General features: G+C 68.6%; 5 protein-coding genes. 1 reads left to right on the top strand and 4 read right to left on the bottom strand.

The window, feature by feature from the left end; translation table 11 throughout:
- Positions 1-412: 412 nt before the first annotated feature.
- The 3 genes from ACRDSQ_RS28115 to ACRDSQ_RS28105 all read right to left on the bottom strand — a co-directional run bounded on the left by ACRDSQ_RS28115 (position 413) and on the right by ACRDSQ_RS28105 (position 4,223).
- The gene (locus ACRDSQ_RS28115) at positions 413-1,456 is read right to left on the bottom strand and encodes a hypothetical protein (protein WP_431425181.1); all 1,044 of its coding nucleotides are present in this window, start codon (positions 1,454-1,456) and stop codon (positions 413-415) included.
- Positions 1,453-2,721, bottom strand: coding sequence for an MFS transporter (locus tag ACRDSQ_RS28110; RefSeq protein ID WP_431425179.1), 1,269 nt, complete (start codon positions 2,719-2,721; stop codon positions 1,453-1,455). Before ACRDSQ_RS28110 ends, ACRDSQ_RS28115 begins: the two co-directional genes overlap by 4 nt.
- 74 nt (positions 2,722-2,795) lie before the next feature.
- Complete coding sequence (locus tag ACRDSQ_RS28105; protein WP_431425177.1) at positions 2,796-4,223, bottom strand: DUF7594 domain-containing protein; 1,428 nt, start codon at positions 4,221-4,223, stop codon at positions 2,796-2,798.
- Between the two features lie 246 nt (positions 4,224-4,469).
- Between ACRDSQ_RS28105 and ACRDSQ_RS28100 the strand changes: the two genes are divergently transcribed.
- The gene (locus ACRDSQ_RS28100) at positions 4,470-5,651 is read left to right on the top strand and encodes a HupE/UreJ family protein (protein ID WP_431425175.1); all 1,182 of its coding nucleotides are present in this window, start codon (positions 4,470-4,472) and stop codon (positions 5,649-5,651) included.
- A 6-nt stretch (positions 5,652-5,657) separates the two neighbouring features.
- Here ACRDSQ_RS28100 and ACRDSQ_RS28095 read toward each other — a convergent pair whose 3' ends face one another.
- The gene (locus ACRDSQ_RS28095) at positions 5,658-5,921 is read right to left on the bottom strand and encodes a hypothetical protein (RefSeq protein ID WP_431425174.1); all 264 of its coding nucleotides are present in this window, start codon (positions 5,919-5,921) and stop codon (positions 5,658-5,660) included.
- Between the last annotated feature and the right edge of the window lie 143 nt (positions 5,922-6,064).

Below are 6,064 nucleotides of genomic sequence, written 5' to 3'. Positions count from 1 at the left end.
GTGAGCGCTGGAAGCATCGGCGAATCTCCCGACAACGGGCGGTTATAAGGAACGCCGATGCTTCCGCCATGTCCGGCCAGTGTCGCCGTCATCGCCCCGTGTCACGTGAAGATCAACCAACCGTGTCCTCACGAAAAGTGCGAAACCTCAGATCTGTCCGAGCACTCCTTTAACCTCGCTCATGCGATCAAGACAGAATTCGGAACTTCCGTGCGAGATCTCCACTTCATTGTGGGTTTGTGCGAGGCCAAATCTCGAAGGAAGTCGCTGAATCGCATCTCGACGGGCGAGCTTGACAAAGGAAGTTTATGCGGAGTGGCATTGGAATCCGCCCCTGAGGGCAGCCTCCTGCGCCCGCGACACCACCAATCCCACCCGCCGCGTGTAGCGCCGGTTCCACCGCTAGGCGCGCTCAGCCCAGGGCTGTCGGCGAATGCGCGTCACGCAGTAGGAGGGTGGGCTTGCCGGAGCCGTCGGCGGGGACGGTCCAGACCTCCTTGCCACCATCATCGAGTTGCTGGACATAGGAAAGCGTCGAGTTGTCCAGCCACGCCGCCTGGTCGTCCACGCTGCGGGTCTCGGCGGTGGTGGTGACCTGGTTGGTGGCGAGGTCCAACACCGACAGCCGCCAGCCCAGCGTGTAGTCGCCGTCGATGGCCGACTTGAACGCGATCCGGGTGCCGTCAGGCGAAAGCGACGGGCACTCGAACTGGTCGCGCAGGGTCTCGACGGTTCGGGCGGCGAAGTCGCCCTTTACCAGGTAGCGGCGCCCGTCGGTGTACATCGTGGCGTAGAAGGTGTTGTCGTCGGCGGTGAAGGTCACGCCCCAGTAGTTGACGTCGACCGACTGGTACGGCTTGCCGTCGCGGGTGACGGCGAAGGTTTCCAGCGTCTTGAACACCGTTCCGGTCTTGGTGTCGTAGATGCCGGTGCGGGTGGCGAAGTTGAGGGTGGCGTAGCTGTCGCCGCCGACGAACGCGGTCCAGGCGACCATCCGGCCGCTGGCCGAGACGCGGACCCGATTCGGCACGCCGCTGATCTCGATTGCCTTGCGCTCGCGCAGATCCGCGTCGAGGACGCGCAGCCATACGGTGCCGATCACCCCGTCGGCGAACAGGCACGCCCCCGTCCCGGCCGCGGCGTGGACGCGGTCGCACTTGGTCGTCGACACCGCGCGGGCGCCGCCCGGGTTCGCCTTGTCGACCGTGGTCACCTGTCCGGTGCTCGTGAGGGTGAGCAGCCGCGGACCGGGCGCCAGCGAGACCGTCTCGGCCGTGGCGGGCGCCTCCGCGGGCTTGGACGACTTCTTGAAGCCGACGTAGCCGATCGCCAATCCCGCCAACACAATGGTGGCGACCACCATCGTGGCGACGCGGGCGGTGCGCCCGAACCGGGGCGGCGCGGGCGGCGGGCTCACCCGCGGCGTCTCGGTGTCGAGTGTGGACGGCTCGGTCATGCGGTCACCTCAGGGGCAGTGTCGGGGTTGGATCGGTTGAACAGCAGCGATGCGGTGGCGATGACGGCCAGTACGGTGACCACGGCGGCCAGCCTGCTGGCGGCGACCGGCCCCCACAGCTGCCACGCGAGTCCGAAAAGGACAGACGAGGCGAGGTAGGCGAGCGCCTGCCCGGTCTGGATCAGCGCGATACCGGTGGTGCGCAGATCCTCGGGCACCACGCGCCCGGCCATCGCCATCAGCACGCCATCCGTCGCCGCGTAGAACAAACCGTAAAGAACGGGCACCGCCACCAGAAGCGGCCAGCCCCCCAGCGGACCGAACAAGAGCAGGTAGACGGCGATCAGCGCCACGTAGCCGCCGAGCAGGATCGGCACCCGGCCGACCCGGTCGGCCAGCGCTCCCAAAGGAATGGCCAACAGCAGGTACGCCAGGCTGGTGCCCACAGCGAGCAGCGGGAACCAGCCGAGCTCGATGGCCTCCCGGCGCTGCAGCAGCAGGTAGACGAAGCCGTCGCCGATGACGGCGAACCCGAGCAGGCAAGCCGCCAGCAGCAGCCTGCGCACCGGTGCGTTGCGCAGCAGGGAGGCGACGTCGGGGCGGGCCATCCGTGCCGCGGGTGGGCGGTCGTCGACCCGGTCGCGGACGAAGAGCACGAGGATGAGCACGCCGAGCGCGGCGATGCAGGCGCTGGTGACCAGCACGGCGTCGAAAGCCTGGCCCGCGGCGGCCAGCACCGCGATGGCGACGAGCGGTCCGAGGAACGCGCCGAAGCTGTCCATGGCCCGGTGGACGCCGAAGGCGCGGCCCAACGCGTCCGGCGGCGCCGACAGGCTGATCAGCGCGTCCCGTGGCGCGGTGCGCAGCCCCTTCCCGGCCCGGTCGAAGGCGATGACGAGACCGATCGCCCCCACCGACCGGCCCGCCAGCAGCAAACCGAGCTTGGCCACCGCGGACATCGCGTACCCCACGCCCGCCACCGCCTTGGGTTTGCGGATCCGGTCGGCGACATAGCCGCCGACGAGCCGCAGCAGCGCGGTGGCACCGGTGTAGAGGCCGTCGAGCACGCCGTAGGCCATCGGGCTCATCGACAGCCCGAACACCAGGTACACCGGCAGGATCGCGCTGACCATCTCGGCGGAAATGTCGGTGACGAGACTGACCGAGCCGAGCGCGACCACGTTGCCGCCGACGACGGCCAGCCCGCGTCGGCGGGTGCCATCCGGCGCGTCGGCGGCCGGGCGGTCGATCGATGACAGATACATGCGGGCATCCGTTTCAGGTGAGCGGGAGGGGTGCCCTCCCCGATCGGGGAGGGCACCCGTTCACTGGCCTGCTATCAGTGGCACGCGGTGGTGCCGCTGTCGGTGAAGGTCTTGCCCGCCTCGGGGACGAACGCCCAGTCGTAGCTGTTGGCGTGCAGCGTCAGCTTCAACACGCCCCAGGTGCTGCTGTTGCGCACCTGGCTGTTGGGCTGGACGGTGCCGAAACCGCCCAGGCCGGTGCCGCCCATGCCCGCGACGAACTGCCGGATGCCGCTGGTGTTGTTCAGGACGCCGTTGGCGTCCATCGGGGCGAACCGCTCGTAGTTGTGGTTGTGGCCGGTCACGATCACCTCGGCGTTGTGGTCGTACAACGCCTGGTACAGCGGCTTGACCGCGGTGTTCGGGCCGTGGCTGGCGCCCGAGGTGTAGCGCGGGTGGTGCCAGTAGGCCGCGGTGCACGGCTTGGAGGTGGCGGCCAGGTCGTTGCGCAGCCACTGTTCCTGGGCCGAGCCCGCCGAGCAGGACACGATCGAGCAGTTGGAGTTGAGCGCCACGACGTGCCAGTTGCCCAGGTCGAAGGAGTAGTAGCCCTTCGCCGGGTCACCCGCGGAGGCACCGAAGTAGTTGAAGTAACCCGACGCGCCCGAGGTGTGGTACTCGTGGTTGCCGGTGGCCGGCTTGGTGCGGGACTTGTGCCTGCCCCAGGTCGGGCCGTAGCAGTTGGTGTAGTCCGACGCCGTGCCGTCCGGGTAGGCGGTGTCGCCGATGGCCATGACGGTGCCGGTGATGCCGTCGAGCAGGTTCGCGGTGGCCGCGTCGCCCACGGTGCCGCAGTTGGCGATGTCGCCCGCGCCCACCAGGACCGGGTCACCCGAAGGCGGGGGTGTGGTCGTGGTGGTGGTCGTGGGCGTGGTGGTGGTCGTGGGCGTGCCGGAGGTGACCACGAGCTGCGGCGCGTTCGCGCCGGTCTCCCTGGTGTCCCAGTAGGCGCCATCGGTGCTGGTGGAGGTGCCGCCGATGCTGAAGGTGCCGTTGCCCGTGACGTGGGAGGTCACGTCGATCTCGTACCAGGTGCTCGCCGAGACCGCGCCGAGGGTGCCCAGCGTGGCCCCGCCGATGGCGGGCTGGTTGTTCCAGGTGACACCGGTCTCGGACCAGGTGGTGTCGACCATGGCCCGCCAGGTGCCGCCGCTGCCGCTGCCGCCGCCGCTGTTGACGTGGATGCGCAGCTTGGCGCTGGTGACGGCCGAGGTGAGGCCGCTGACGCTGAACTTCAGCAACGTCCGGCGGACCGGGGAGTTGTCCACCACGAACTGCGTCGACGTGCCGTAGTTGGTGGTGCCGGTGGTGTCCTGGACGTAGGTGTCCGCGACCGCGGTGAACGTGTTCGTCGCCGCGACAGCGATCTGGGGGGACATCACGGCGATCGAGCCCGCGACCGTGGCGACGACGGCCGCCGCTCCGATCGACGGACGGATGAGGCGGCTACTTCGTAAACCCATTCGGTGCCTTCTCTCTTGCGAGGATGTGACCGCGCTTAGGGGGGAAGCGCGGTCGCCGCAGAAGGCTAAAGATCAAGAACATCGGCGGACTGGCGTCGGCACGAACATCGAATGAACACGGAACCGGTGTTGAACATCGGGCGACATCGGGTGGTCTAGTCCTCTGAGGACGGTTCGCCAAGAATTCGCGGCCCGGAAACCCGGCGGCCACGCGCTCCCCTTGTCCGTCGGCTTCCCTTTCCGTTCGTGACGATCTTGGCTTCGCTGCGCGCCTTCCTCGGTGTCCGATTCGCACTGGGCCTGGTGGTCCTGGTGGGAATCCTGATGGGACTGACCGGGGCGGTGGCGTCGGCGCACGTCCCGACGACCGACGGCACATCGGTGATCCGCCAGGAGGGCACGCTGGTCCGGTACCGGCTGGAACTGGACTACGACACGCTCACCCAGGTCACCGGCCTGGGCAAGCTGCCGGTCGAGACCGGCGACGCCGAGCACGAGGCCTTCCTCGCACAGGGGCGCGAGAAGGTGACGCCGTACGTGACCGAGCGGCTGGTCGTCGAACACGACGGTGTCGCGTGCGCGGCCAAGCTGGACGGCACGGGAATCGTGAAGCGGCAGAACTTCCTGTACGCGCGCCTGCACCTTGTCTACACCTGCCCGAGCGCGGCGAGCGGGCAGTACACCGTGCGCTACGGGGTGTTCGCGGAGTCGCACGCCATCGGGTCCGACCACATGAACGTCGTCGACTACGTGCTGGGCGGGGTCGGCGGGAGCGATGTGTTCGAGGGCGCCCACCGCGAACTTCGCGTCGGCGAACGGAGCGCCGCCGCGGCCGGGGTGCCCGAATCACCGGGCGCCGGCTTCCTCTCGTCGATGGGCCGCTTCGTCGGGCTGGGGCTCGAACACATCCTGCTCGGCCTCGACCACGTGCTCTTCCTCGTGCTGCTCCTACTCGGCGCGCAAAGCTGGCGCGGCGTCATCCGGCTCGCCACGGCCTTCACCGTGGCGCACAGCGTCACCCTCGCCCTGGCGGTGCTGGGGTGGGTCGACATCCCGGGGGCGGTCGTCGAACCACTGATCGCGGCCTCCATCGTGTACGTGGCGGTGGAGACCATCGTGCGCGGCGAGTCGCGGTACCGGACCGTGATCGTCTTCGCCTTCGGCCTGCTGCACGGATTGGGGTTCGCCGGCGCCCTGAGCTTCACCGACGACTTCGGCGGGGGCCTGATCGGCGCGCTGCTCAGCTTCAACGTGGGGATCGAACTCGGTCAGGTCCTGGTGGTCCTGCTGGTGTTCCCGCTGCTCCTGCTGGCCCGCCGCCATTCCTGGTCGTCCCGCGCCCACATCACCGCGGCCGCCATCGTCGGCGTGATCGGCCTGTTCTGGTTCGTCGAACGCCTGCTCCTCACCCCAGCAGGCGCCGCGTAGCGGCCGTCACCGTGCGACAAGTTCCCGAGCATGCGCGTCCGCGAGCTCCGTGGCCCGGCCACTGCTGGTGGCGTAAGCGAAGAAGTGATGGACCACCTCACCGCTCACGATCGAATCCAGCTCCGACTCCTTCTCCTTGGTCTCCACACCTTCGACCTCCTCGATGGGGTGGTCGCGGTGGGCCAGCCGACTGGCCGCGATCAACGGGAACGGCGGCCACACCTCGATCTCGGCTCCCCGGACGTGGCCGTGGCAGACCCAGTAGTGCACGACCCGAAAGCCGGTTTCCTCGTCACAGCTGAGGTTTCGCAGTTATGCGGTGGCTGATGTGCTGGTCGCGGACCTGGCGGGATATTGATCGAGTGTGGCCTGGCCTGCGGTGACGGCGGTAATTCGGGCTCGCCGGAAGGCGA

It is taken from the genome of Actinokineospora sp. (genome assembly GCF_050699995.1).
Lineage (GTDB): Bacteria > Actinomycetota > Actinomycetes > Mycobacteriales > Pseudonocardiaceae > Actinokineospora.
Note: the sequence above shows the minus strand (reverse complement) of the source record. Positions and strands in the feature narration are given on the sequence as shown.

Coding starts and splice junctions, on each gene's coding strand:
- ACRDSQ_RS28115 (WP_431425181.1), bottom strand. CDS start 1,456: ATGACCGAGCCGTCCACACTCGACACCGAGACGCCGCGGGTGAGCCCG.
- ACRDSQ_RS28110 (WP_431425179.1), bottom strand. CDS start 2,721: ATGTATCTGTCATCGATCGACCGCCCGGCCGCCGACGCGCCGGATGGC.
- ACRDSQ_RS28105 (WP_431425177.1), bottom strand. CDS start 4,223: ATGGGTTTACGAAGTAGCCGCCTCATCCGTCCGTCGATCGGAGCGGCG.